Genomic DNA, 23178 nt, shown 5'->3' on the forward strand with positions numbered 1-23178 from the left:
ACCGCCCCGAGGTCGAGGTCCGCCGCAGCGCCCGCCGCAGCCGTACCGTCTCGGCCTACCGCGAGGGCGACCGGACGATCGTGCTGATCCCGGCCCGGATGTCGCACGCCGAGGAGCAGCGCTGGGTGGCCCAGATGCTGGACCGGCTGGCCGCGCAGGAGAGCCGCCGCGCGCTCGGCGACGACGCGCTGGAGCGCCGGGCGGCCGAGCTGTCCCGGGCGTACCTGGACGGCCGCGCGGTGCCCGGCCAGGTCCGCTGGGTGACCAACCAGAACTCCCGCTGGGGGTCCTGCACCCCGAGCGAGCGCACGATCAGGCTCTCCCACCGCCTGCAGGGCATGCCCGAGTACGTCGTCGACTACGTGCTGCTGCACGAGCTCGCGCACCTGCTGGTGCCCGACCACGGCCCGCGATTCTGGGCGCTGCTGGAGAGCTACCCGCGGACCGAACGGGCCCGCGGCTATCTGGAGGGCGTCGCCTCGGCCGCCCGGCTGCCGCACATCCCGGGCGCCCGGACCGGCCCCGGCCGGCCCGGGGACGACGCCGACGACCCGGCCGGATCCCACGAGATCTGCGGCTGAGCGACCGCCCGGCCTCCGGCCCGCGGCTGCGCGCCGTCCCCGGCGGGACTCTGCCAACGCGCCCCAGGACCACCGTTGGCCGGGGCCCGGCGGCGGACCGCCGGGCCCCGGCCAACAGTCGGATCGGCAGGTCAGCCGGTGAGCCGCCGGGCGATGGCGACCAGCTCGCGGACGGAGGAGTCCGTAAGCTCGGGCAGCTCGTCGTAGCCGAACCATCGCAGGTCCAGCGACTCCTCGCTGATCAGGGCGGTGGCCCCGGCCGGTGCGAGGGCCACGTACTGGACGTCGAGGTGGGTGTTCTCCGGCCGGTCCTTGCCGGAGCAGCGGACCTGGTGCCGGTCGAGCTTGACCGGCGCCGGACCGCCGTCGAGGGCGAGCAGTTCCAGGTCGGGGATGCCGGACTCCTCGGTGGCCTCGCGCAGTGCCGCCGACGCGAGGTCCGGGTCGCCCGGCTCGCAGTGGCCGCCCATCTGGAGCCAGCGGCCGACCTTGGGGTGCAGGGTGAGCAGGACCCGGCGGGCGGCCGGGTCCACCACGACTGCGCTGGCGGTGATGTGTGCCGGCAGGCAGGCCCGCCACAGGCCGTCCGGGTGGGCGGCGAGGTGGTCGAGGTAGTTCTGGCGGAGCTGCCGCTGGGCCGGGCCCTCGGCGGCCCAGGCGGCGAGGGCGCGGACGGCGTCCGCGTGCAGCGCCGCCGAGGTGTCGGGCCCGGCGCCGGTGTGCGCGGTCGTCATGCCTTCGGGCCCTCGCCGTCGTTGCGGTCGCCTTCGCTGCGGTCGTCGGTGTCGGACCCGCCGTCGGTGGCCGGCCCGCCGTCGGCGCCGCGCTCCCGGGGCGTGCCGGTGCCGTCCGCGGAGTCCTTGCCCCTGGCGGCGTCGCCGAGCAGCTTGTCGAAGGCGTCGAAGTCGATGCCGCCCTCCAGACCGTCGCCGGCGGGGCGGTGCACGAAGCCGTCCGGGTCGTCCAGGTCGGCCGCGGTCGGCAGCATGTCGGGGTGGCTCCACAGGGCGTCGCGGCCGTCGATGCCGCGGGCGTCGGCCAGCGAGGCCCACAGCCGGGAGGCGTCCCGGAGCCGGCGCGGGCGCAGCTCCAGGCCGACCAGGGTGGCGAAGGTCTGCTCGGCCGGGCCGCCGGTGGCGCGGCGGCGGCGCAGGGTCTCGCGGAGCGCGCCGGACTGCGGCAGGTGCGGCTCGGCGGCGGCGTGCACCACCGCGTCGACCCAGCCCTCGACCAGCGCGAGCGCGGTCTCCAGCCGGGCCAGCGCCGCCTTCTGCTCGGGGGTGTCCTCGGGCTGCAGCAGACCGCCGGCCAGCGCCTCCTGGAGCGCCTCGGGGTTGCTCGGGTCGAGCTCGCCGACCAGCTCCTCCATCCGGGAGCTGTCGACCTTGATACCGCGGGCGTACGCCTCGACGGCGCCGAACAGGTGCGCCCGCAGCCACGGCACGTGGGCGAACAGCCGCTGGTGGGCGGCCTCCCGCAGGGCCAGGTACAGCCGGACCTCCTCGGCGGGCACGCTCAGGCCCTCGCCGAACTCGGCGATGTTCTGCGGCAGCAGCGCGGCCTTCCCGGCCGGCGCGAGCGGCAGGCCGACGTCGGTGGAGCCGAGCACCTCGGCGGCGAGCGCGCCGAGCGCCTGGCCGATCTGGGTGCCGAACATCGCGCCGCCCATCGAGCGCATCACGCCCATCAGCGGACCGGCCATCGCCTGCATCTCGGCGGGCAGCACGCCGCCCATCGCGTTGCCGACCCGCTCGGCGACCGGGTCCACCAGGTCCTTCCAGACCGGCAGGGTGGCCTCGATCCACTCGGCCCGGCTCCACGCCACGGCGGTGTTCGCGCCGGAGGGGAACTCGGTGGCGGAGTCCAGCCAGAGCTCGGCCAGCCGGACGGCGTCGGCGACCGCGGTGCGCTCGGTGGCGCTGACCGAGCGGTCCTTCGAGCGGCCCTCGGGCTGCTCGGCGACGACGGTCTGCCGGGCGATGTCCTTGGCGAGGTCCCAGTTCACCGGGCCGCCCTCGAACGAGAGCATCTGGCCGAGCTGCTGGAACGCCGCGCCCAGGTCGCCCGGGTTGAGGTTGCCGAGCATCGCACCGAAGGGGTTGTCCCCGGCGGGGCCGCCGGGGCCTCCGGGGGCGCCCATGCCGAACAACGCGCCCAGCGGATTGCCCGGACCGAAGCCGAAGGGCTGCTGCGGCGGGGTACCTTCCGGAGAGGTGCCCGAGGCGCCGGGGGTGCCCGGATCCTTCGAGGCGCCCTCGTCCTGGCCGCTCCTGTCCTTGTCATGGCCGCTCTGTCCGGGCTTGCCCTTGCCGTCCTCGGGCTCCTCGGGCGGGGTGGAGAATCCGAAGGGGAGGTCGCTCACGGGGTCCTCGATCTGGTCGGCCGTCACGCAGGTGGTGTGGCGGGGGAGGCGGCGCGCCCGCGGCGGCGGGCGGGACAACGGTCTGGCGGCCCGACCGCGCCGGGTGCACCGCTGGACCCGCGCCTCGGGCAGGATGGACCGTACGTGACACTCGTACGTACGCACATAAGCTAACCGTGGAGGATGGTCGGTGAGTTCCCCGCCTTCGGACGTTCGCTCTGGGCTGACCGGAGATGAGGACGCCCCTGTCACCACGGGTTCGCCGCCTCCAGCCTACGGCGGCCGGCCGCTCACCGTGGCGGTCACCGGCGCGGCCGGGGTGCTCGGTGAGCGGGTCGCCGCGCGCCTGGTGGCCTCGCCCGCGGTCCGCAAGGTGCTCGCCGTCGACGACCGGCGCGGCGAGGTGCCCGGCGCCCAGTGGCGGGTGCTGGACATCCGCGACCCGGCGGTGGCCGAACGGCTGGCCGGCGTCGACGTGGTGGTCCACCTGGCGATGGACCTCGGCATGGAGTCGGACCCGCGCGCCCGGAGTGCGTACAACGTGCGGGGCGCGCAGACGGTGGTGACCGCCGCTGCGGCCGCCGGTGTGCACCGGGTGGTGCTGTGCACCTCGGCGATGGTCTACGGCGCGCTGCCGGACAACGAGGTGCCGCTGGCCGAGGACTCCGAACTGCGGGCCACCGAGGAGGCCTCGCTGGTCGGCGACCTGCTGGAGATCGAGCGGCTGGCCCGCCGGGCACCGCGCGCCCACCCGGGCCTGCAGGTGACGGTGCTGCGCCCGGCCGTGGTGGTCGGCCCCGGCATCGACACCGTGCTGACCAGGCACTTCGAGGCACCCAGGCTGCTGGTGGTGGCCGGGTCCCGGCCGTGCTGGCAGTTCTGCCACGTGGACGACCTGGCGTCGGCGCTGGAGTACGCGGCGCTCGGCCTGGTCGAGGGCGAGGTGACGGTCGGCTGCGACGGCTGGCTGGAGCAGGAGGACGTCGAGAAGCTCTCCGGCATCCGCCGGATGGAGTTGCCGGCCGCGCTGGCGCTGGGCACCGCGGCCCGGCTGCACCGCCTGGGCCTGACCCCGGCCCCGGCCGGGGACCTGGCGTACACCATGTACCCGTGGGTGGTCTCCGGCAGCCGGCTGCACGAGGCGGGCTGGCGGCCGGGCTTCACCAATGAGGAGGTGCTGGCCGAGCTGCTCGCGCAGGTCTCCGGGAAGCACGCGGTGGCCGGACGCCGGCTGGGCGGCAAGGAGGCGGCGACCAGCCTGGGCGCGGCGGGGGCCACGGTCGCCCTGGTCGGTACCGCGGCGCTGGTGCGCCGGGCCCGCAAGCGGCGCCGGTTCTGAGACCGGGCCGCCGGCCGGGCCGGCGGATCCGTACCTGCACCGGCCCGTACCTGCCCGCACCGGCCCGTGCCTGCTCCTACCCGTCCGGACCTCGGCATTGTCACGATGCGAAATTGTCGAATCGTAATGCGGAAGACTCTTGCTCTCCCGCGGCGGCGATGGGCAATCATTGGGGGCATGTCCGAGAACCACGACCCGATCCGTCTGCTCGCGATCCGCGAGACCCCGCTCTCGCTCGACGAGGTCTACGAGGCGGTCGGCGACGACGCGGCCGGCGGCACCACCGTCTTCGTCGGGACGGTGCGCGACCACGACGGCGGCAAGTCGGTCGCCGCGCTGGAGTACAGCGCCCACCCCACGGCCGAGCGCGAGCTGCGCCGGGTCGCCGAGAAGGTCGTCGCGGACTTCCCGGTCCGGGCGCTGGCCGCCGTGCACCGGATCGGCCGGCTGGAGATCACCGACAAGGCGGTGATCGTCGCGGTCTCCTGCGCGCACCGCGGCGAGGCCTTCGCGGCGGCCCGCCGGCTGATCGACGACCTCAAGCACGAGGTGCCGATCTGGAAGCACCAGGTCTTCGCCGACGGCGAGGAGGAGTGGGTCGGCGCCGGCGGTTGCTGAGCGCGCCCGGTTCCTCACCCGTTCGGCCGACGGGCGGTGCCGGGGATCCCCCGTGGCGGTGACGCCTCCGGGGGTCCCGTAACCCGGATGGCGCTGCAGCCGTTCTCCACCCGGGCGGCTAATCTGCTCATAGACACGACGAGCTGGGAGTACGGATATGGCTGCGCTCGCCTGGTTGATCATTCCCGTTGTCGCCCTGCTGCTCGGCACCCTGTGGGCCCTGTGGGCCGCCCGTACCCCGAGAGCCACCGCCGATCCCGCCTCGCTCGCCGAGCACCAGCGCTTCCGCGCCGCGATGGAGCGCAGCACGGCCGGCGGCCGCGAACCCGGCGGGCGCTGAGCCCGGGCCCCGGCAGCGCCCGGTCACCGGCTTCCCGTACTGTCGAGCCATGCCACGCCGCTCCGCGACGATGCTCGCCGCCACTCTGCTGCTGATAGGCCTGCTGTGCGCCTCAGTGGTGATGAAGGTCCCGTACACCGAGATGAGCCCGGGTCCGACCTTCAACACCCTCGGGGTGCAGGACGGGACGGGGCAGCCGGTGATCACCATCACGGGGCACGAGACGTACCCGACCAGCGGGAACCTCAACATGACCACCGTCCAGGTGACCGGGGCCAACTACCAGCCCAGCCTGGTCTCCGCCGTGGTCGGCTGGCTGCGCGACGACGTGCTGGTGGTGCCGCACGACAACGTGTACCCCAAGGGCCAGACAGACAAGGAGGCCCAGCAGCAGAACGCCGAGGAGTTCGCCTCCTCCGAGGACAGCGCGAAGACCGCCGCCCTCACGGAGCTCGGCATCCCGGTCGGCGCGCAGGTGATCGTGGCCTCGGTGGCGGCGGGCGGGCCCTCCGAGGGCCGGCTGCACGCCGGGGACCGGATCCTCGCGGTGGACGGCACGCCGGTGACCACCGCGGCCTCGGTGGCCGAGCAGGTGACCAAGCACAAGCCGGGTGAGACCACCGTCTTCACCGTGGTCCCGCACGGCGCGGCGGACTCCGCAAAGGCCGACGTGTCGATCCCCACGGCGAAGGCGCAGGGCGGCGACCGGGCGATCGTGGGCATCGTGCCCGGGATCGACCACACCTACCCGTTCAAGATCGACATCGGGCTGCAGGACGTCGGCGGCCCGAGCGCCGGCCTGATGTTCGCGCTCGGCATCGTCGCCAAGCTGACGCCCACCGACCTGACCGGCGGCAAGTTCGTGGCCGGCACCGGGACCATCGCCGACGACGGCAAGGTCGGGCCGATCGGCGGCATCCAGATGAAGCTGATCGCCGCCCGGAACAAGGGCGCCCAGTACTTCTTCACCCCGGCCGACAACTGCGCCGAGGCCGTCAAGGGCACCCCGAGCGGGCTGACCCTGATCAAGGTGGACAACCTCGACGGCGCGCTCAAGGCGCTGGACTCCGTCCGGGCCGGCCAGAACGACGCGCTGCCCGCCTGCCCCCGCTGACCCGGCCGGGCCCGCGGAGGCGGGACGGGCGGCCGGTCAGGAGAAGGTCGCCAGCAGAGCCTCGGTCAGCCCCGGCACCAGGTCGGGCCCGGTCAGCACCTCACGGGCGACGTCCTTCTCGCGCAGCCGCAGGGCGATCTCGCGCGAGCCGTCGCGCAGCACCGCCGCGGTGATCCGGACCTCCTGGCGGGCCGGGTGGTTGGCCACCCAGTCGGCCAGCTCGGCCTCGGTGGCGTTCTTGGGGCGGGTCTGCTCGGCGCCCGGCGGGAGCATCAGCCGCTCGACCACCAGCGCGCAGCCGACCACCTGGTCCGGCCAGGCGATGGTGCCGAGGAACTTGTCCAGCGCCGCACCGGCCGGCAGTTCCTCCTGCTCGACCGGGGTCAGACCGGCGGCGTCACCGTCGGTCAGGCCGAGCTGCTTGGCCAGCCGGGGGTCCGCCTTGCGCAGCTTCGCGGTGTCCACCAGGGCGAACAGCCGGGCCGGGAGGTCCCAGCCGAGGGTGGCGGCGTACTCGTCGATCTCCAGCGCGGCCCGGGTGAGCGGGGTCGCGGCGGGCAGGCCGGCGGCCTCGGACGGCGTGCCGGACGGGATGTTGTGGGCATCGGACATGCCCCAATCCTCACATGCGCCGAAGGGACCGCCGCTCCGCCGGGCCGCGGGGCCGGGTCCGGGGAAGGCCCGATCTCGTTCCCAACCGTGGGAACTCCGGTAAAGACCGATTAAGTTGCACTGGAGTCCGACCCACCACGAAGTCCACGACACACGTCCACGACACAACAGCAGAGGTGCCACCTTGGTATTCCAGATGCCGGATCGCCCCGGCCCGGGCTTCCGTGCCAGAGTCGGCCCGCCCTCCCGTCGCACCAAGGTGCTCCTGCTGACCGCGGGCGTGCTCGCCGCCCTGTTCGTGCTCTTCGTGCTGTTCTCCGGCGTGTGGACGGACTGGCTGTGGTTCAAGTCGGTCCACTACTCCTCCGTCTTCACCTCCCAGCTGTGGACCAAGGCCGGGCTGTTCGCCGTCTTCGGCCTGCTGATGGCCGTGGTGGTCGGGGCCAACCTCTGGCTGGCCTACCGGCTGCGCCCGCCGCTGGCCGCGATGTCGGTCGAGCAGCAGAGCCTGGACCGCTACCGGATGGGCGTGGCCCCGTACCGGAAGTGGCTGCTGATCGGCGTCTCGCTGCTGGTCGGCCTGGTCGCGGGCGCCGCGGCGAGCGGCCAGTGGCGGACCTGGATGCTGTGGACCAACGAGACCGCGTTCGGGGTGAAGGACAGCCAGTTCCACCTGGACGTCTCCTTCTACGCCTTCGAACTGCCCTGGTACGAGTTCCTGCTGGGCTTCGCGTTCAGCGCGGTGATCGTCTCGCTGCTGGCCTCGCTGCTGGTGCACTACCTGTACGGCGGCCTGCGGCTGCAGGGCCCGGGCCGCCGGGCCAGCGCCGGCGCGCAGGGCCATCTCGCGGTGCTGCTCGGCGTGTTCGTGCTGCTGAAGGCGGTGGCGTACTGGCTGGACCGGTACGCGCTGGCGGTGAAGTCCGGTGCGTACAAGGGCGTGGACGGCTGGACCGGCCTGCGCTACGTGGACGCCAACGCGTTCCTGCCGGCCAAGACCATCCTGTTCTTCGTCGCGATCATCTGCGCACTGCTGTTCTTCCTCACCCCGGTCCGCCGCACCTGGGCCCCGGCGCTGATCGGCTTCGGTCTGATGGCGCTCTCGGCGGTGCTGATCGGCGGCCTGTACCCGGCGATCGTGCAGCAGTTCCAGGTCAAGCCGAACGAGCAGGCCAAGGAGACGCCGTACATCCAGAAGAACATCGACGCCACCAGGCAGGCGTACGGCATCGCGGACAGCCGGACCCAGCAGTACGACCCCAAGGGCACCACCAGCGCCGACGCGCTGAAGCCGGACGCCCAGACGGTCGCCGACATCCGGCTGCTGGACCCCAACGTGGTCTCGCCGACGTTCCAGCAGAACGAGGCGCTGCGCAAGTACTACGCGTTCCCCAAGACCCTGGACGTCGACCGGTACGGCAGCCAGGACACCGTGGTCGGCGTGCGCGAACTCGACCTGAACGGGGTCCAGCAGCGCAACTGGATCAACGACCACTTCAAGTACACCCACGGCTACGGCCTGGTCGCCGCCAAGGGCAACCAGGTCGACGCGCTGGGCAACCCGGTCTACACCGAGTCCTCGCTGCCGACCCAGGGTTCGCTCGGCGACTACCAGCAGCGGGTCTACTACGGCGAGAAGACCGGCACCTACTCGATCGTCGCCGGCACCGACATGGACGAGATCGACTACACCTCGGAGTCCGGCGCCGCGGTCAGCTACAAGTACAGCGGCGGCAGCGGTGTCTCGCTGGACAACCCGCTCACCCGGGCCGCGTACGCGGTGAAGTTCGCCGAGCCGCAGATCCTCTACTCCGGTGCGATCGGCGACGGCGCCAAGGTGATCTACGACCGCACCCCCAAGGAGCGGGTGGAGAAGGTCGCCCCGTGGCTGTCGATCGACGCCGACCCGTACCCGGTGGTGCAGGACGGCAAGCTGGTCTGGGTGCTGGACGGCTACACCACCTCGGACGGCTTCCCGTTCTCCTCCAAGACCACCCTCGGCGACGTCACCAAGGACTCGCTGACCGACCAGCGCGGCCGCACGCTGACCGCCGTCAACACGGTCAACTACATCCGCAACTCGGTGAAGGCCACCGTCGACGCCTACACCGGCGAGGTGACGCTCTACCAGTGGGACGACACCGACCCGGTGCTGAAGACCTGGATGAAGGCCTTCCCCGGCACGGTCAAGGCGAGGGCCGACATCCCGGCCACCCTGCTGCCGCACCTGCGGTACCCGCAGGACCTGTTCAAGGTGCAGCGCGACCTGCTCTCGCAGTACCACATGACCGACGCCAGCGGCTTCTTCAACGGCACCGACATCTGGCAGGTGCCGGTCGACCCGACCACCGCCGCCGGTGAGGTCCAGCCGCCGTACTACCTGACCGTCCGGATGCCCGACGCCCCGGCCGCGAGCTTCTCGCTGACCACCAGCTTCGTGCCCAGCGGCCGGGACAACCTGGCCGCCTTCATGGCCGTCAGCGCGGACCCCGGCCCGGACTACGGGAAGATCCGGATCCTCAAGGTGCCGAGCGGCTCCGGCGCGCTCGGACCGAAGCTGACCCAGGCCAAGTTCAACTCGGACCCGGCCGTGGCGAACCAGCTCACCCTGCTGCGCACCGGCACCGACTCCGACATCGAGTACGGCAACCTGCTGACCCTCCCGGTCGGCGGCGGCCTGCTCAACGTCGAGCCGGTCTACCTGCTCGGCCGCAGCGCCAAGGTCCCGGTGCTGAAGAAGGTCCTCGCGGTGTACGGCAACGACAACGTGGCGCTGGAGGACACCCTGGAGAAGGCGCTCGCCAAGGTGTTCGGCAACGCGGCCAGCGGCGCGCCGATCACGCCGACGGCGCCGACCGCACCGGGGACCACCCCGACCGCACCCACCACGCCCAGCCCGGGGAGCACCCCGAGCCCGGGTGCCACCCCGAGCACCCCGGGGCCGGGTACGGACCCGGCGGTGACCAAGGCGATCCAGGACGCGCAGAAGGCGTACGACGACAGCCAGGCGGCGCTGAAGAGCGGTGACTGGGCCAAGTACGGCGAGGCCCAGAAGGCGCTCCAGGAGGCGCTCAACCGGGCGGCCGCGGCGCAGTCGGCGGCGCAGCCGAGCGGCGGGGGCAGCCCCGCGCCGGCGCCTTCGCCGGGTGCGACCGGGTCGGCGGCGCCGAGTGCCTCGCCCACGCCCGGCTCCTGAGCTGCGGTAACCGATTGATGATCTGCCCCGCGTCCGTGCTACTGTGGAGTTACCGACGCGGGGTGGAGCAGCTCGGTAGCTCGCTGGGCTCATAACCCAGAGGTCGCAGGTTCAAATCCTGTCCCCGCTACTCAGTAGCAGAAGGCCCGGAGGATCAGATCCTCCGGGCCTTCGCCATGAGGTGGGTGTCATGAGTGGCCGAATGAGTGATCAACTCCGGTACGATGCCTGACCGGGGTTTGTGGGGGACAAGTGTCGGGAAATCGACAAAGCGCTGAAGCAATCTCGCCGGGCTTCGGCTCCGCCCCGTCAAATTCGTCCGGGGCAGGTGTACGCGGGTTGCGGGTGGTGCGACGATGGAGCACATGGGGGACGCAGTACGGCCGTTGACGGGCCGTCGGCTCCGACACGTCCCTCGGGGGTCCACTTCCGGCCGTGGGTCGGGTTCGCCCGGCCGTGGGCTGGGGTGGGGGTCCGTCCCGGTCGGGAGGCTGGGGTGGGGGTCCGTCCTGGTCGGGAGGCTGGGGTGGGGGTACCCCCGGCCGAAGGCTGGGGGAGGGTGCCGCAGCACTCTGGGGGAGCGGGAGTCGGCATGAAGCTGATCGGCAGGAACGAGCGAGGAGCGGGGACCGGCGCCGCCCGTGGCGCGGACGACCCGCACCACGATATCGAGGCGGACACCGAGGGCTGGGCGATCAGCCCCGACGACACGCACACCGCTCTGCCCGCCCAGCGCACCGGGGTGCAGACCGCGCCGCGGCCCGAGGGCTACGGCCCCGAGAGCCTGGTGCACGTCTCCGCCCGGCAACTCGTCGACGCCATCGGCCCGTACGCCCGGAGCGCCGCCCCCGAGGCGGTCGAGCCGGAGGCCGCGAGCTTTGAGAGCGCCCTCGCCGCCCGCGAGCAGGCCGCCCTGGAGTCCCGGCACCGGCAGGCCGCCGACGGCGGTGACGCCAACGCGGCGAGCCAGCTCGGCGCGCTGCTGCTGCGCCGGGGCGACCTCGCCGACGCCGAGCCGTACCTGCGTTCGGCCGCGGCGGCCGGACTGCGGGCCGCCGCCAACAACCTGGGCGTGCTGCTGCACCAGCAGGGCCAGCGTGCCGAGGCCGCCCAGTGGTGGCGGCAGGCCGCCGTCGCGGGCAGCGCCCCGGCGGCGCACGCGCTCGGTCTGCAACTGCGCGACCAGGGCGAGGAGGAGGCCGCCGAGTACTGGCTGCACTTCGCGGCCGAGCACGGCCACCCGCTCGGGGCGTACGCGCTGGGCGATCTGATGGAGCATCGGCGCGACGTCCGGGCGGAGCGCTGGTTCAAGGCGGCCGCCGACGCCGGGCACCGCGAGGCCGCGTACCGGCTGGCCCGGATGCGGGAGGCGGCCGGTGACAAGGAGACCGCCGAGACCTGGTACCGCACCGCCGCCGCGCGCAGCCACGCCCGGGCCGCGCTGCGGCTCGGCGTGCTGCTGGAGGAGCGTGCGCAGGAGGAGCCCGCGCTGGTCGAGGAGGCCGCGCGCTGGTACCGGCAGTCTGCGCAGAACGGCGAGGCCCGGGCGGCCTGCGCGCTGGGCTTCCTGCTGCGCGACACCGGTGACCTGACCGCCGCCGCCGAGTGGTGGCAGGAGGCGGCCGACGCCGGTGACGGCACCGCGGCCAACGCGCTCGGCGCGCTGCACGCGAGCCGCAACGAGCCGGTCGAGGCCGAGCGCTGGTACCGGGTGGCACTGGAGGCGGGCGACCACAACGGCGCGTTCAACCTCGGCCTGCTGTGCGCGGGCGCCGGACGTGAGGCGCAGGCCGAGCAGTGGTACCGCCGTGCCGCCTACGCGGGGCACCGCGAGGCCTGCAACGCGCTGGCGGTGATCCTGCTGCAGCGCGGCGACGAGTCCGGTGCCGAGCCCTGGTTCTCCAAGGCGGCCGAAGCCGGCAGCGTGGACGGCGCGTTCAACCTCGGCGTGCTGCACGCCGGGCGCGGGGACCAGCAGCAGGCGCACGAGTGGTACGCGCGCGCCGCCGCGGAGGGGCACGGCGAGGCGGCGCTCCAACTGGCCGTCGCCCAGGAGCAGCGCGGCCACCTGACGGCGGCGCTGGAGCGCTACCGCCAGTCGGCGGTCGGCGGTTCCGCGGAGGGCGCGTTCCGGCTCGCCTCGCTGCTGGACCGGCGCGGTGACGCGGATTCCGAGGCCGAGCACTGGTACGCCGTGGCCGCGGACGCCGGGCACCGGCGGGCGCAGGTCCGGATGGGGGTGCGGGCGGCCGAGCGCGGCGCGCTGGAGATCGCCGAGAGCTGGTACCGGCGGGCGGCGGAGGCGGGGAGCCGCAGCGCGGCGTTCAACCTCGGGCTGCTGCTGGCCCGGCAGGACTCCGAGGCGGAGGCGATGCTCTGGTACACCCGGGCCGCGGATGCCGGACACGGGCGGGCGGCGCTGCGGCTCGCGCTGCTGGCGCTGCGGCGGGGTGAGCCGGTGCAGGCGGAGAGCTGGTGCCGCCGGGCCGGCGAGTACGGGCCCGCGGAGGTCGCGGAGCGGGCGGCGCGGCTGCTGGGCGCGCTCAACGCGGAACTCAGCGCCTGAGGCGTACCCCTGGGGTGCTCCCCGGCGACGCTCAGGGTCACCCCCAGGGGCGCAGTTCCGCGCGCCCCTGAAAGCGCCCCTTCCGGTGATGTAGGTGGCCTCTGGGATTGGTGTGCGTGTTGACTTAGACAATGTCCAAGCTAGGATCTGGTCTGTCACGACCGGACCACGCGGAGGCATGCCATGACCACCCAGGACGACCTGCGGCCCACCCTCACCACGGAGGCCGGCGCGCCCGTCGCCGACAACCAGAACACCGAGACGGCCGGTGTGGGCGGCCCCGCGCTCCTCCAGGACCAGCACCTCTTCGAGAAGCTCGCGCACTTCAACCGCGAGCGCATCCCGGAGCGCGTGGTGCACGCCCGCGGCGCGGGCGCGTACGGCACCTTCACGGTGACCGCCGACGTGACGCCGTACACCAGGGCGGCGTTCCTGTCCGAGGTCGGCAAGCAGACCGAGACCTTCCTGCGGTTCTCCACCGTGGCGGGCAGCCTGGGCTCCGCGGACGCGGTCCGCGACCCGCGCGGCTTCGCGCTGAAGTTCTACACCGAGGACGGCAACTACGACCTGGTCGGCAACAACACGCCGGTCTTCTTCATCAAGGACGCCGTCAAGTTCCCGGACTTCATCCACACCCAGAAGCGCGACCCGTACACCGGTTCGCAGGAGGCGGACAACGTCTGGGACTTCTGGGGCTTCTCGCCCGAGTCCACCCACCAGGTGACCTGGCTGTTCGGCGACCGCGGCATCCCGGCCACGCTGCGGCACATGAACGGCTACGGCTCGCACACCTACCAGTGGCAGAACGAGGCCGGCGAGCACTTCTGGGTCAAGTACCACTTCAAGACCGACCAGGGGATCCGCAACCTCACCCAGGCCGAGGCCAACGCGCTCGCCGGTGAGGACCCGGACAGCCACCAGCGGGACCTGCGCGAGTCGATCGAGCGCGGTGAGTTCCCGAGCTGGACCGTGCAGGTGCAGATCATGCCCGCCGCCGACGCCGCCGCCTACCGGTTCAACCCCTTCGACCTGACCAAGGTCTGGCCGCACGCCGACTACCCGCCGATCGAGATCGGCCGCCTGGAGCTCAACCGCAACCCCGACAACGTGTTCGCCGAGGTCGAGCAGTCGATCTTCTCGCCGGCGCACTTCGTCCCCGGCATCGGCCCGTCCCCGGACAAGATGCTCCAGGGCCGGCTGTTCGCCTACGCGGACGCCCACCGCTACCGCGTCGGCATCAACGCCGACCACCTGCCGGTGAACCGCCCGCACGCCACCGAGGCGCACACCAACCACCGCGACGGCCGCCTCTACGACGGCCGCCACGGCCGCCGCAAGAACTACGAGCCCAACAGCTTCGGCGGCCCGGTGCAGACCGGCCGCCCGCTGTGGGCCGCCGTCCCGGTGGCCGGCGCCACCGGCACCCACGAGGCCCCCGCGCACGCCGAGGACGACGACTTCGGGCAGGCCGGCACCCTCTACCGGCTGTTCTCCGAGGAGGAGAAGCAGCGCCTGATCGCCAATCTCGCGGGCTTCATCGCCAAGGTCTCGGCCGACCGCGACGACATCGTCGAGCGGGCGATCGACAACTTCCGCCGGGCCGACGCCGACTACGGCCGCCGCCTGGAGGAGGCCGTCCGCGGGCTGCGCAAGCAGAAGTAGCGCCGGCCGCACGAGCTGCGGGCCCGGGAGCAGCACGGCTGCTCCCGGGCCCGCGACCAGTCGGCCGGACGAGCGGCTCACACGCTCAGCCGGCGCAGCGCCTCCTCGTGCAGCAGCCCGTTGCTGGCGACCGCGTCCGCGCCGTTCGGCCCGTCGTAGCCGTCCAGCCCGGTGAAGCGGCCGCCGGCCTCCTGCACCACGATGCACGGCGCGGCCATGTCCCACAGGCTCAGCTCGGGCTCGGCCGCGATGTCCACCGCGCCCTCGGCGACCATCATGTACGACCAGAAGTCGCCGTACGCCCGGGTCCGCCAGCAGGCCCGGGTGAGGTCCAGGAACGGGTCGAGCCGCCCGCGCTCCTCCCAGCCGGTGAGCGAGGAGTAGGAGAGCGAGGCGTCGCCGAGGTCGGCCACGCCCGAGACCGAGATCCGGCTCGCCTTGGCCAGGCTGCGGCCGGCGTACGCGCCCAGGCCCTTGGCCGCCCACCAGCGGCGGTTCAGCGCGGGGGCGGAGACGATGCCGACCACCGGCTGCAGCTCGCCGTCCACGCCCTCCTCCAGCAGTGCGATCAGGGTGGCCCAGACCGGTACCCCGCGGACGTAGTTCTTGGTGCCGTCGATCGGGTCGACCACCCAGCGCCGGGGGCCGTTGCCCTGCAGGCCGTACTCCTCGCCGAGCACCGCGTCGCGCGGCCGGGCCCGCTGCAGCACGCTGCGCACCAGCTCCTCGGCGGCCTTGTCGGCGTCGCTGACGGGCGTCAGGTCGGGCTTGGTCTCGACCTTGAGGTCCAGCGCCTTGAAGCGCTCTATGGTGACGGAGTCGGCCGAGTCGGCGAGGACGTGGGCAAGGCGGAGATCGTCGTGGTAGTCGGCCATGCCCGAACGATAGCGAGCCGCCCGCGATCCCGACACCACGGCTCGCTCGGTGGACGCGAGGGCCGGCCGGACCGCCCGGGCCGCCGCGGCCGTCAGTGCCCGCCGCCGCTGAGCTGGAGCCCGACCACCCCGGCGATCACCAGGCTGATCGAGAGCAGCTTCAGGGTGCTGCTGGACTCGTCCAGGAAGACCATGCCGTACACCGCGGTGCCGGCCGCCCCGATCCCGGTCCACACCGCGTAGGCGCTGCCCACCGGCAGGTACTTCAGCGAGAGGGTGAGCAGACCGAAGCTGCCCAGCGCGAAGCAGCAGAACGCGACGGTGGGCCAGAGCTTGGTGAAGCCGTGGCTCAGCTTGAGGTTGACCGCGAAGCCCGTCTCCAGCAGACCGGCGAGGACCACCATGGCCCATGGCATCGCGCTGTCTCCCTGCGCCCGGCGGCACCGGACCGGACGGTCCGACCTTCCTATGATCGCCACGCCGGGGCCGTCCGACACCTCCCGACCGGCCGAACGTGGGTCAGTCGCCCTCGCCCGCCTCGCGGGTGGAGAGCAGCCGGCGCAGCGAGTACAGCCGGGCCGGGTCGGCGTGCCCGTCCGCGACCCAGGCGTCCAGGGCGCAGTCCGGCTCGTCGTGGCTGCAGGCGCGCGGGCAGTCCACGGTGCCCGGCTCCAGGTCGGGGAAGGCGAGGATGACCCGGGACGGGTCGATGTGCGAGAGCCCGAAGGACCGGAAGCCCGGGGTGTCGATCACCCAGCCCGGATCGAGCGCCTTCTTGGAACCCGGCTTGACCCCGGGCGGCGGCGGCAGCCGTAGTGCCAGCGCCGACACGGTGGTGTGCCGGCCGCGCCCGGTGACGGCGTTGACGTGCCCGGTGGACCGCTGGTGCAGCGGTACCAGCGCGTTCACCAGGGTGGTCTTGCCGACGCCGGAGTGGCCGATGAAGACCGTGGACAGTCCGCGCAGCCGCTCCCGGACCGCCTCCGCGCCGGCCGTCTCCAGCTCGTCCCGCCGGGTCACCACGTACCGGATGCCCAGCGGCGCGTACGCCTCCAGCAGCGGCTCGGCCGGGGCCAGGTCGGACTTGGTGAGCACCAGCAGCGGCTCCATCCCGGCGTCGTACGCCGCCACCAGGCAGCGGTCGATCAGCCGGGGCCGCGGCTCCGGGTCGGCCAGCGCGGTGACGATCGCCAGCTGCTGGGCGTTGGCGACCACGATCCGCTCGTACGGGTCGTCGTCGTCCGCGGTGCGCCGCAGCACCGAGCTGCGCTCCTCGACCCGGACGATCCGGGCCAGCGTGTCGGCCTCGCCGGACAGGTCGCCGACCACGTTCACCACGTCGCCGACCACCACGCCCTTGCGGCCCAGCTCGCGCGCCTTCATGGCGATGACCTGGCGCTCCTGCTTGGTGCCCGCGTCCACCAGGCAGGTCAGCCGGCCCCGGTCCACGGTGAGGATCATCGCCTCGGCGGCGTCCTCGTGCTTGGGCCGGATCCGCGTCCGCGGCCGGGAGCCCTTGCGGCCCGGGCGGTTGCGGATGTCGTCCTCGTCGGCGTCCTTGCCGTAGCGGCGCATGCTGTTCTACTTCCCGTCAGCTCTGGCCCAGCAGGTCGGCCCACATCTGCGGGAAGTCCGGAAGGGTCTTGGCGGTGGTCGCCACGTTCTCCACCTCGACGCCCTTGACCGCGAGGCCGAGCACGGCGGCGGCGGTGGCGAGGCGGTGGTCCTCGTAGGTGTGGAAGACGCCCCCGTGCAGGGTCCGCGGGCGGATCCGCAGGCCGTCCTCGGTCTCGGTGACGTCGCCGCCGAGGTCGTTGATCTCCTTGGCCAGCGCGGCCAGCCGGTCGGTCTCGTGCAGCCGCAGGTGGGCGATGCCGTACAGGTGGGACTCCGAGTCGGCGAGCGCCGCCACCGCGGCGATCACCGGGGTGAGCTCGCCGACGTCGTGCAGGTCGGCCTCGATGCCGTGGATCCGGCCGGTGCCGGTGAACTCCAGGCCCTCGTCGGTGAAGCGGCACTCGCCGCCCATCCGGGTGTACAGCTCGCGCAGCTGGTCGCCCGGCTGGTAGGTGTGCTTCGGCCAGTCCCGGACGGTCACCCGGCCGCCGGTGACCAGCGCGGCGGCGAAGAACGGCGCCGCGTTGGAGAGGTCCGGCTCGACCACCAGGTCGCGGCCGATCAGCGCGCCCGGGGTGACCCGCCAGACGTCCTTCTCGCCGCCGTCCTCGGGGGCGTCGACCTGGCCGCCGGCCTTGCGGACCATGTCGACGGTCATCCGGATGTGCGGCAGCGAGGGCACGGTGGAGCCGGTGTTCCGGATCTCCACACCGTTGTTGTAGCGGGCGCCGGACAGCAGCAGGGCGCTGACGAACTGGGAGGAGGAGGACGCGTCCAGCTCGACCGGGCCGCCGTCCAGCGAACCGGTGCCGTGCACGGTGAGCGGGAAGCCGCCGCGCCCGCCGTCGTCGATCCGCGCCCCGAGGGCGCGCAGCGCGTCGATCACGCCGTGCTGGGGGCGCTCGTAGCAGCGCGGGTCGCCGTCGAAGTGGACCGCGCCGTCGGCGAGCACCGCGAGCGGGGGCAGGAAGCGCATCACGGTGCCGGCGTTGCCGACGTCGACCTGGGCCGGGCCGCGCAGCCGGCCGGCCGGGATGACCCGCCAGGCCTCGCCGCCGCCGGTGCCGCCGCTGGCCGCGTTGACCGTCTCCTCGATGCCGACGCCGAGCGCCCGCAGACCGTCCGCCATCAGCTGCGAGTCGCGGCTGCGCAGCGGCCGGCGGACCCAGCCCGGGCCGTCGGCGAGCGCCGCCAGCACCAGCGCGCGGTTGGTCGCGGACTTCGAGCCGGGGATGGTCACGGTCGCGTCGACGGCGGCGGTGGCGACGGGTGCAGGCCACAGGGTGTCGGTCATGCGCCAAGTCTAGGGGTGGTGGGTGTACCGGCCGGTGCGGCGCCCGGGCGCGTGCCGGGGGCGTGCGGACGTCGCGCCCCGCCCCGGCCGGCCGCAGCTCAGTGGGTGGGCCAGTCCAGCAGCCGGCCGCCGCCGATCAGCAGGCACACCAGCGAGACCACCAGGAACAGCGTGACCCACAGCAGCGGGCTGACCCCGGTCAGCCGGCCGAGCTGGTCGGCGTCCGAGTCGGGCGCCCCGCCGTGCCGCCGCTTGCGCTGCAGCTCGACCACCGGCCGTACCCCGGCCAGCAGCAGGAACCAGACGCCCAGGTAGGCGAAGCCCGCCTGCAGCTCGTCGCCGCCGTACCAGGAGACCAGCACGAACGCGGCGCCGGTGACCACCACCGAGAGCACGCCGAAGGCGTTCCGGATCATGATCAGCATGCCGGCCAGCAGCAGGATGGAGATCCACAGCAGCGCGGTGACCCGGCCGGCGGCCAGCAGGGCGGCGCCGCCGAGCCCCAGCAGCGACGGCGCCGTGTAGCCGGCCGCCGCGGTCAGCACCATGCCGGGACCGGTCGGCGGACCGGAGGACAGGGTCAGGCCCGAGGTGTCGGAGTGCAGCCGGATGCCCGACAGCCGCCGCCGGGTGAGCAGGGCGACCAGGCCGTGTCCGCCCTCGTGCGCGATGGTCACCACGTTGCGGCTCAGCCGCCAGGCCGGGTGCAGCACCACCGCGAGCAGCGCGGCGGCGGCGGTGGCCAGCACCAGCCAGCCAGGCGGCATGGGCTGCGGGTCCACCAGCCGGTGCCACACGTCAGCGATGTCCATCCGTACCGTCCACCTCGCTCGGTCCTCTGCCGGAGCGGCAGCCTCCCATGCGGGGACGGTGCAGCGGTAGCGCGCGGTTCTCCCCGCGGCCGTCCCGGTCGGCGGGTCCGTTCCGCGCAACCGCGCCGTGCGGCGGCGGCGGGCATGGCAAGCTGATCTCCATGTGCGGTCGCTTCGCCTCCTCCACCAAGCCCGAGGACCTGGTCGAGCTCTTCGGGGTGGAGCAGTGGGATCCCGCGGAGACGCTCGCGCCGAGCTGGAACGTGGCCCCCACCGACCGGGCCTACGTGGTGCTGGACCGCACCCCCAGGGGCGGCCCGGCGCCGGTGCGGCAGCTGCGGGTGCTGCGCTGGGGCCTGGTGCCCGCGTGGTCGAGGTCGGCGGAGACCGCGGTCAAGATGATCAACGCCCGGGCCGACACCGTGCACGAGAAGCCGGCCTACCGGCAGGCCTTCGCCTCCCGCCGCTGCCTGCTCCCGATCGACGGCTACTACGAGTGGCAGCAGATACCCGGCGCCAAGGGCCGGGCCGGCAAGCAGCCGTACTTCGTCTCCCGCGCGGACGGCGGGGTGCTGGCGCTGGCCGGCCTGTACGAGTTCTGGCGCGACCGCACGCTGCCCGCCGACCACCCGGACGCCTGGCGGGTCACCTGCACGGTCGTCACCACCGAGGCCGAGCCGCTGCTGGCGCCGATCCACGAGCGGATGCCGCTCTTCCTCGACCCGGGCGGCTTCGACGCCTGGCTCGACCCGGACCGCACCGACCCGGACGACCTGCGGTCGCTGCTGGCGCCGCCCGCCCCCGGCGCGCTGCGGGTGCACCCGGTGGGCGCCGCCGTCGGCAGCATCCGCAACAACGGTCCCGAGCTGGTCCGCGAGCTGACCGACGAGGACCGCACCACCCTCTTCTGACCCCCGGAGCCACGCGTGCAGAGTCTGGTCCCCACCCCCGCCGGCGACGCCCGGATCACCCTGTTCGAGCCGCCCGGCCGGCCGCGGGCCACGCTGGCGCTCGGCCACGGCGCCGGCGGCGGCGTGGAGGCCGCCGACCTGCAGGCGCTGGCGCGGGTGCTGCCGCCGCTCGGCTTTGCGGTCGCGCTGGTCGAGCAGCCCTGGCGGGTGGCCGGGAAGAAGGTCGCGCCGCCGCCGAAGACCCTGGACGGCGGCTGGCTGCCGGTGGTCCCGGCGCTGTCCGCGGCCGAGGTGCCGCTGGTGGTCGGCGGCCGCAGCGCGGGCGCCCGGGTGGCCTGCCGGACCGGTCTGGCGTCCGGGGCGGCCGGCGTGCTGGCGCTGTCCTTCCCGCTGCACCCGCCGGGCCGCCCCGAGCGCAGCCGGGCCGCCGAACTGCTCGGCACCGGTCTGCCCACCCTGGTGGTGCAGGGCGGCGCGGACACCTTCGGCGGGCCCGGGGAGTTCCCGCGGCTGCCCGCCACCCACCGGCTGGTGGAGGTGCCCGAGGCGGGCCACGGGTTCAAGGTCCCCAAGCGTGCCGCGCTCGGTCCGCAGGAGGTGCTGGACCTGATCACCGGCGCGGTCGCGGACTGGCTGGCCCGCCTGGTCTGAGCCGCCCGGCCGGGCCGCCGCCGCGCCCGGGAATGCGAAACGGTGTCCGATGGTTGACCCCACCGTCAGCAGAGTCCCGGGTGAAAGGCGGCGCAGCACATGGGTTCGATCGCGTGCCCCGAGCGGCCGGAGGAGCGAGCGGCGGCCAACGCCCTCGTACCCGACTGGTCGGAGTGGCTGGTCGCGGGCGAGAAGCCCGTGAGCCCGATATCCTCCATCTCGGGTCGGCCCGTGGTGGGCCGGGCCGGTGCTGTCGAGGAGGTGGGTCCGGTCGTCGCGACCGATGACGAGTCCGTGCCGGACGTGGGCACCCCGGACGAGGGGCTGCCCGCGGGCGAGGCGCTGACCGGCGAGGAGCTGGCCGAGGCGATCGGCGAGGACACCTTCCGGGTGTCCGCGGACGAGAGCGAGGAGGCCCGGCGCGAGCGCTTCGAGCGCGACGCGCTGATGTACCTCGACCCGATGTACTCGGCGGCGCTCCGGATGACGCGCAACCCGGCCGACGCGGAGGACCTGCTGCAGGAGGCGTTCGCCAAGGCGTACGCGTCCTTCCACCAGTTCCGTGAGGGCACCAACCTCAAGGCGTGGCTGTACCGCATCCTCACCAACACCTTCATCAACTCGTACCGCAAGAAGCAGCGCGAGCCCCAGCGCACCGCGGCCGAGGAGATCGAGGACTGGCAGCTGGCCCGCGCCGAGTCGCACATGTCGACCGGGCTGCGCTCGGCCGAGGCGCAGGCACTCGACCACCTGCCGGACAGCGACGTGAAGGACGCCCTGCAGGCGATCCCGGAGGAATTCCGCATCGCGGTGTATCTCGCGGACGTAGAGGGCTTTGCGTACAAGGAGATCGCGGACATCATGGGTACACCCATCGGTACGGTGATGTCCCGACTGCACCGGGGCCGTCGTCAGCTGCGCGGCATGCTGGAGGATTACGCCCGTGACCGCGGGCTGGTCCCGGCGGGCAGTGGAGCAGGGCAGGAAGCGAAGGGCGCGGGCTCATGAGCTGCGGCGATCCGCACGACACCGAGTGTGGCGAGGTGCTCGACCACCTCTACGAATTCCTCGACAACGAGATGGCCGAGGGCGACTGCGCCAAGCTGCGGGTGCACTTCGAGGAGTGCTCCCCCTGCCTGGAGAAGTACGGTCTCGAACAGGCCATCAAGGCGCTGATCAAGCGGTCCTGCGGCTGCGACGACACGCCCGCGGACCTGCGCACCAAGGTGCTGGCGCGGATCGACTCGATCCGGGCCGGCCAGCGCTCCGCGCAGGCCGCCGCGGCCTCGGCCGACGGTCCGCCGGCCGGGCACGGCGCCCCGGCGGCGGCCACCGCCGAGTAGCGTCCCGGCACCCGCACGCGCGCGGGCCGGCCCCGGGCGGTCCCGGAGCCGGCCCGCGCCGTCGTCAGCAGGGACCGTCGTCGGCCCAGACGCCCCACTGGCCGCTGGCCGTCGGGACCTCGTTCAGGGTCCACCACTTCGCGTGGTACTTGTGGCCCTGGTAGGAGACCTGGTTGCCGTTGGTGTAGGTGGTGGTGGCGCTCCAGGCCGGCAGCGTGCAGGAGCCCGAGGTGGGGCTGGTGCTGGGGCTCGGGCTGCTCGGCGGCGGACTGGTCGGCGGGGGGGTGGGCGGCGTCGCCCCGGCGAACTTCACGGTGAACTTGGTGAAGTCCCAGTCGTTCTGCGCCACGCTGGAGCAGGAGCCGGACAGGCCCGGATCGACCGAACCCGCGCACTGGCGGTCCCGGTTGACGGACCAGTAGGTGTAGCGGGCCAGCCTGTGCGCGGTGGCGAAGTCCAGCACGGTCTGGAAGTCGGCCTGCCGGAAGTACTCGGCGGCGTCGGTGCGGCCGTTCATCAGCGAGACGCCCTCGTGGGCGTAGGCGGTGGCCTCACTCCAGCCGAAGGTGGTCTGCAGGATCTGGTTGAACTTCACCAGCGCGTCGGTCTGCGCGGCGGCGCCGTTGAAACCGCCGTCGAACGGCATGATCGAGTAGTTGTCCGGGCTGAAGCCCTGGCCCTTGGCCTCCAGCAGCATCTGGGTCCCGAACCAGCCGGTGCCCGCGTTGGTGCCGGCCGTGGTGATGGAGACGTACAGGCCGGGGTTGTCGCGCTGGAGGATCTTCGCGGCGCCGATCTCGTTGTGGATCGCCGCGGTGTTCTCGTACTCGGGCTCCTCCAGGTCGAAGTCGATCGCCTTGAGCTGGTACTTGGTGATCACCTTCTGGTACCCGGCCGCGGTCGCCTCCGGAGTGCCGCAGCCCTGGCCGAGCTTGTTGCCGCCGTAACCGCCGACCGAGACCGAGACGTCGCCGCCCTTGGCCCGGATCTTCTGGATGACCGCGGGCATCACGGTGTCGGTGTCGATCGAGGAGGTGCCGCCCCACGCGGGCCGACAGCCGCCCGCGTCCAGGATGAAGGCCAGCTGGAAGGCCTTCTGGCCGGTCGCGTCCATCACCGCGGCCGGGTCCGGCGGGCTGTTGTCCTCCGGCATCAGGTACGGCGCCGAGGCGTACCAGTTGCTGCCCAGGGCTTCGGCGGCGGCCGGGGCGGCGGACGCCGCGGTGCCGGACAGCGCGGCCACGCCGCCGGCCAGCAGGCCGAGCGCGGCGGTGGCGGCGGCGGC

General features: G+C 73.4%; 21 protein-coding genes and 1 tRNA gene. 13 read left to right on the forward strand and 9 right to left on the reverse strand.

What is annotated here, in order from left to right; genetic code table 11:
- On the forward strand, positions 1 to 581 hold a 581-nt coding region (locus AA75_RS39780), incomplete at its 5' end, for a M48 family metallopeptidase (RefSeq protein ID WP_233289404.1).
- Between the two features lie 131 nt (positions 582 to 712).
- On the opposite strand, the gene AA75_RS39785 is transcribed toward AA75_RS39780, so the two are convergent.
- The gene (locus AA75_RS39785; RefSeq protein WP_051814204.1) at positions 713 to 1315 is read right to left on the reverse strand and encodes an NUDIX hydrolase; all 603 of its coding nucleotides are present in this window, start codon (positions 1313 to 1315) and stop codon (positions 713 to 715) included.
- The gene (locus tag AA75_RS39790) at positions 1312 to 2943 is read right to left on the reverse strand and encodes a zinc-dependent metalloprotease (RefSeq protein WP_051814212.1); all 1632 of its coding nucleotides are present in this window, start codon (positions 2941 to 2943) and stop codon (positions 1312 to 1314) included. Before AA75_RS39790 ends, AA75_RS39785 begins: the two co-directional genes overlap by 4 nt.
- 295 nt (positions 2944 to 3238) lie before the next feature.
- Between AA75_RS39790 and AA75_RS39795 the strand changes: the two genes are divergently transcribed.
- The 4 genes from AA75_RS39795 to AA75_RS39810 all read left to right on the forward strand — a co-directional run bounded on the left by AA75_RS39795 (position 3239) and on the right by AA75_RS39810 (position 6354).
- Positions 3239 to 4282: an NAD-dependent epimerase/dehydratase family protein gene (locus AA75_RS39795; RefSeq protein WP_233289405.1), complete on the forward strand. Its 1044-nt coding sequence runs from the start codon at positions 3239 to 3241 to the stop codon at positions 4280 to 4282.
- A 177-nt stretch (positions 4283 to 4459) separates the two neighbouring features.
- Complete coding sequence (locus AA75_RS39800) at positions 4460 to 4900, forward strand: molybdenum cofactor biosynthesis protein MoaE (protein ID WP_051814206.1); 441 nt, start codon at positions 4460 to 4462, stop codon at positions 4898 to 4900.
- 175 nt (positions 4901 to 5075) lie between these two features.
- Positions 5076 to 5240 (forward strand): hypothetical protein, encoded by a 165-nt coding sequence (locus AA75_RS39805; RefSeq protein WP_368666634.1) that lies wholly within the window; start codon positions 5076 to 5078, stop codon positions 5238 to 5240.
- Between the two features lie 49 nt (positions 5241 to 5289).
- On the forward strand, positions 5290 to 6354 hold the full coding sequence (locus tag AA75_RS39810) for a PDZ domain-containing protein (RefSeq protein ID WP_033825353.1): 1065 nt from the start codon (positions 5290 to 5292) through the stop codon (positions 6352 to 6354).
- 36 nt (positions 6355 to 6390) lie between these two features.
- Here the strand turns inward: AA75_RS39810 and AA75_RS39815 are convergent, their stop codons facing one another.
- Entirely contained in the window at positions 6391 to 6966 is a 576-nt protein-coding gene (locus tag AA75_RS39815; RefSeq protein ID WP_051814209.1) for a PPA1309 family protein, read from the reverse strand.
- A 196-nt stretch (positions 6967 to 7162) separates the two neighbouring features.
- On the opposite strand from AA75_RS39815, the gene AA75_RS39820 reads away from it, so the two are divergent.
- From AA75_RS39820 to AA75_RS39835, 4 genes are all read left to right on the forward strand, one after another.
- Positions 7163 to 10162 carry a UPF0182 family protein gene (locus tag AA75_RS39820; protein ID WP_063794533.1) on the forward strand — a complete coding sequence of 1000 codons (3000 nt, stop codon included), beginning with the start codon at positions 7163 to 7165 and terminating at the stop codon, positions 10160 to 10162.
- A 56-nt stretch (positions 10163 to 10218) separates the two neighbouring features.
- Positions 10219 to 10292: transfer RNA gene (locus tag AA75_RS39825), tRNA-Met, on the forward strand.
- Positions 10293 to 10754: 462 nt separating this feature from the next.
- On the forward strand, positions 10755 to 12728 hold the full coding sequence (locus tag AA75_RS39830; RefSeq protein ID WP_033825354.1) for a tetratricopeptide repeat protein: 1974 nt from the start codon (positions 10755 to 10757) through the stop codon (positions 12726 to 12728).
- Positions 12729 to 12911: 183 nt separating this feature from the next.
- Complete coding sequence (locus AA75_RS39835; protein WP_033825355.1) at positions 12912 to 14390, forward strand: catalase; 1479 nt, start codon at positions 12912 to 12914, stop codon at positions 14388 to 14390.
- Between the two features lie 77 nt (positions 14391 to 14467).
- On the opposite strand, the gene hisN is transcribed toward AA75_RS39835, so the two are convergent.
- The 5 genes from hisN to AA75_RS39860 all read right to left on the reverse strand — a co-directional run bounded on the left by hisN (position 14468) and on the right by AA75_RS39860 (position 18988).
- A complete protein-coding gene (gene hisN, locus AA75_RS39840; RefSeq protein ID WP_033825356.1) occupies positions 14468 to 15265 on the reverse strand; it encodes a histidinol-phosphatase in 798 nt (265 codons plus the stop codon).
- A gap of 92 nt (positions 15266 to 15357) precedes the next feature.
- Positions 15358 to 15681, reverse strand: a complete 324-nt coding sequence (locus AA75_RS39845; RefSeq protein WP_033825357.1) for a multidrug efflux SMR transporter — start codon at positions 15679 to 15681, stop codon at positions 15358 to 15360.
- Between the two features lie 103 nt (positions 15682 to 15784).
- Positions 15785 to 16840, reverse strand: coding sequence for a ribosome small subunit-dependent GTPase A (gene rsgA / locus AA75_RS39850; protein WP_033825358.1), 1056 nt, complete (start codon positions 16838 to 16840; stop codon positions 15785 to 15787).
- A 16-nt stretch (positions 16841 to 16856) separates the two neighbouring features.
- A complete protein-coding gene (gene aroA, locus AA75_RS39855) occupies positions 16857 to 18176 on the reverse strand; it encodes a 3-phosphoshikimate 1-carboxyvinyltransferase (RefSeq protein ID WP_033825359.1) in 1320 nt (439 codons plus the stop codon).
- Between the two features lie 98 nt (positions 18177 to 18274).
- Positions 18275 to 18988 carry a M50 family metallopeptidase gene (locus AA75_RS39860; RefSeq protein ID WP_033825360.1) on the reverse strand — a complete coding sequence of 238 codons (714 nt, stop codon included), beginning with the start codon at positions 18986 to 18988 and terminating at the stop codon, positions 18275 to 18277.
- Between the two features lie 161 nt (positions 18989 to 19149).
- Between AA75_RS39860 and AA75_RS39865 the strand changes: the two genes are divergently transcribed.
- The 4 genes from AA75_RS39865 (at position 19150) to rsrA (ending at position 21893) form a co-directional block, all read left to right on the forward strand.
- The gene (locus AA75_RS39865) at positions 19150 to 19899 is read left to right on the forward strand and encodes an SOS response-associated peptidase (protein ID WP_033825361.1); all 750 of its coding nucleotides are present in this window, start codon (positions 19150 to 19152) and stop codon (positions 19897 to 19899) included.
- A 15-nt stretch (positions 19900 to 19914) separates the two neighbouring features.
- Positions 19915 to 20550 (forward strand): alpha/beta family hydrolase, encoded by a 636-nt coding sequence (locus AA75_RS39870; protein ID WP_033825362.1) that lies wholly within the window; start codon positions 19915 to 19917, stop codon positions 20548 to 20550.
- A 369-nt stretch (positions 20551 to 20919) separates the two neighbouring features.
- Positions 20920 to 21558 carry a sigma-70 family RNA polymerase sigma factor gene (locus AA75_RS39875; RefSeq protein WP_051814216.1) on the forward strand — a complete coding sequence of 213 codons (639 nt, stop codon included), beginning with the start codon at positions 20920 to 20922 and terminating at the stop codon, positions 21556 to 21558.
- Positions 21555 to 21893, forward strand: coding sequence for a mycothiol system anti-sigma-R factor (rsrA, locus tag AA75_RS39880; protein ID WP_033825363.1), 339 nt, complete (start codon positions 21555 to 21557; stop codon positions 21891 to 21893). Before AA75_RS39875 ends, rsrA begins: the two co-directional genes overlap by 4 nt.
- Positions 21894 to 21957: 64 nt before the next feature.
- On the opposite strand, the gene AA75_RS39885 is transcribed toward rsrA, so the two are convergent.
- A complete protein-coding gene (locus tag AA75_RS39885; RefSeq protein ID WP_063794535.1) occupies positions 21958 to 23151 on the reverse strand; it encodes a carbohydrate-binding protein in 1194 nt (397 codons plus the stop codon).
- Between the last annotated feature and the right edge of the window lie 27 nt (positions 23152 to 23178).

This window comes from Kitasatospora sp. MBT63 (genome assembly GCF_000710465.2).
Classification (GTDB): Bacteria; Actinomycetota; Actinomycetes; order Streptomycetales; family Streptomycetaceae; genus Kitasatospora.

Coding starts and splice junctions, on each gene's coding strand:
- AA75_RS39785 (WP_051814204.1), bottom strand. CDS start 1,315: ATGACGACCGCGCACACCGGCGCCGGGCCCGACACCTCGGCGGCGCTG.
- AA75_RS39800 (WP_051814206.1), top strand. CDS start 4,460: ATGTCCGAGAACCACGACCCGATCCGTCTGCTCGCGATCCGCGAGACC.
- AA75_RS39810 (WP_033825353.1), top strand. CDS start 5,290: ATGCCACGCCGCTCCGCGACGATGCTCGCCGCCACTCTGCTGCTGATA.
- AA75_RS39815 (WP_051814209.1), bottom strand. CDS start 6,966: ATGTCCGATGCCCACAACATCCCGTCCGGCACGCCGTCCGAGGCCGCC.
- AA75_RS39820 (WP_063794533.1), top strand. CDS start 7,163: ATGCCGGATCGCCCCGGCCCGGGCTTCCGTGCCAGAGTCGGCCCGCCC.
- AA75_RS39830 (WP_033825354.1), top strand. CDS start 10,755: ATGAAGCTGATCGGCAGGAACGAGCGAGGAGCGGGGACCGGCGCCGCC.
- AA75_RS39835 (WP_033825355.1), top strand. CDS start 12,912: ATGACCACCCAGGACGACCTGCGGCCCACCCTCACCACGGAGGCCGGC.
- hisN (WP_033825356.1), bottom strand. CDS start 15,265: ATGGCCGACTACCACGACGATCTCCGCCTTGCCCACGTCCTCGCCGAC.
- AA75_RS39845 (WP_033825357.1), bottom strand. CDS start 15,681: ATGCCATGGGCCATGGTGGTCCTCGCCGGTCTGCTGGAGACGGGCTTC.
- rsgA (WP_033825358.1), bottom strand. CDS start 16,840: ATGCGCCGCTACGGCAAGGACGCCGACGAGGACGACATCCGCAACCGC.
- aroA (WP_033825359.1), bottom strand. CDS start 18,176: ATGACCGACACCCTGTGGCCTGCACCCGTCGCCACCGCCGCCGTCGAC.
- AA75_RS39860 (WP_033825360.1), bottom strand. CDS start 18,988: ATGGACATCGCTGACGTGTGGCACCGGCTGGTGGACCCGCAGCCCATG.
- AA75_RS39865 (WP_033825361.1), top strand. CDS start 19,150: ATGTGCGGTCGCTTCGCCTCCTCCACCAAGCCCGAGGACCTGGTCGAG.
- rsrA (WP_033825363.1), top strand. CDS start 21,555: ATGAGCTGCGGCGATCCGCACGACACCGAGTGTGGCGAGGTGCTCGAC.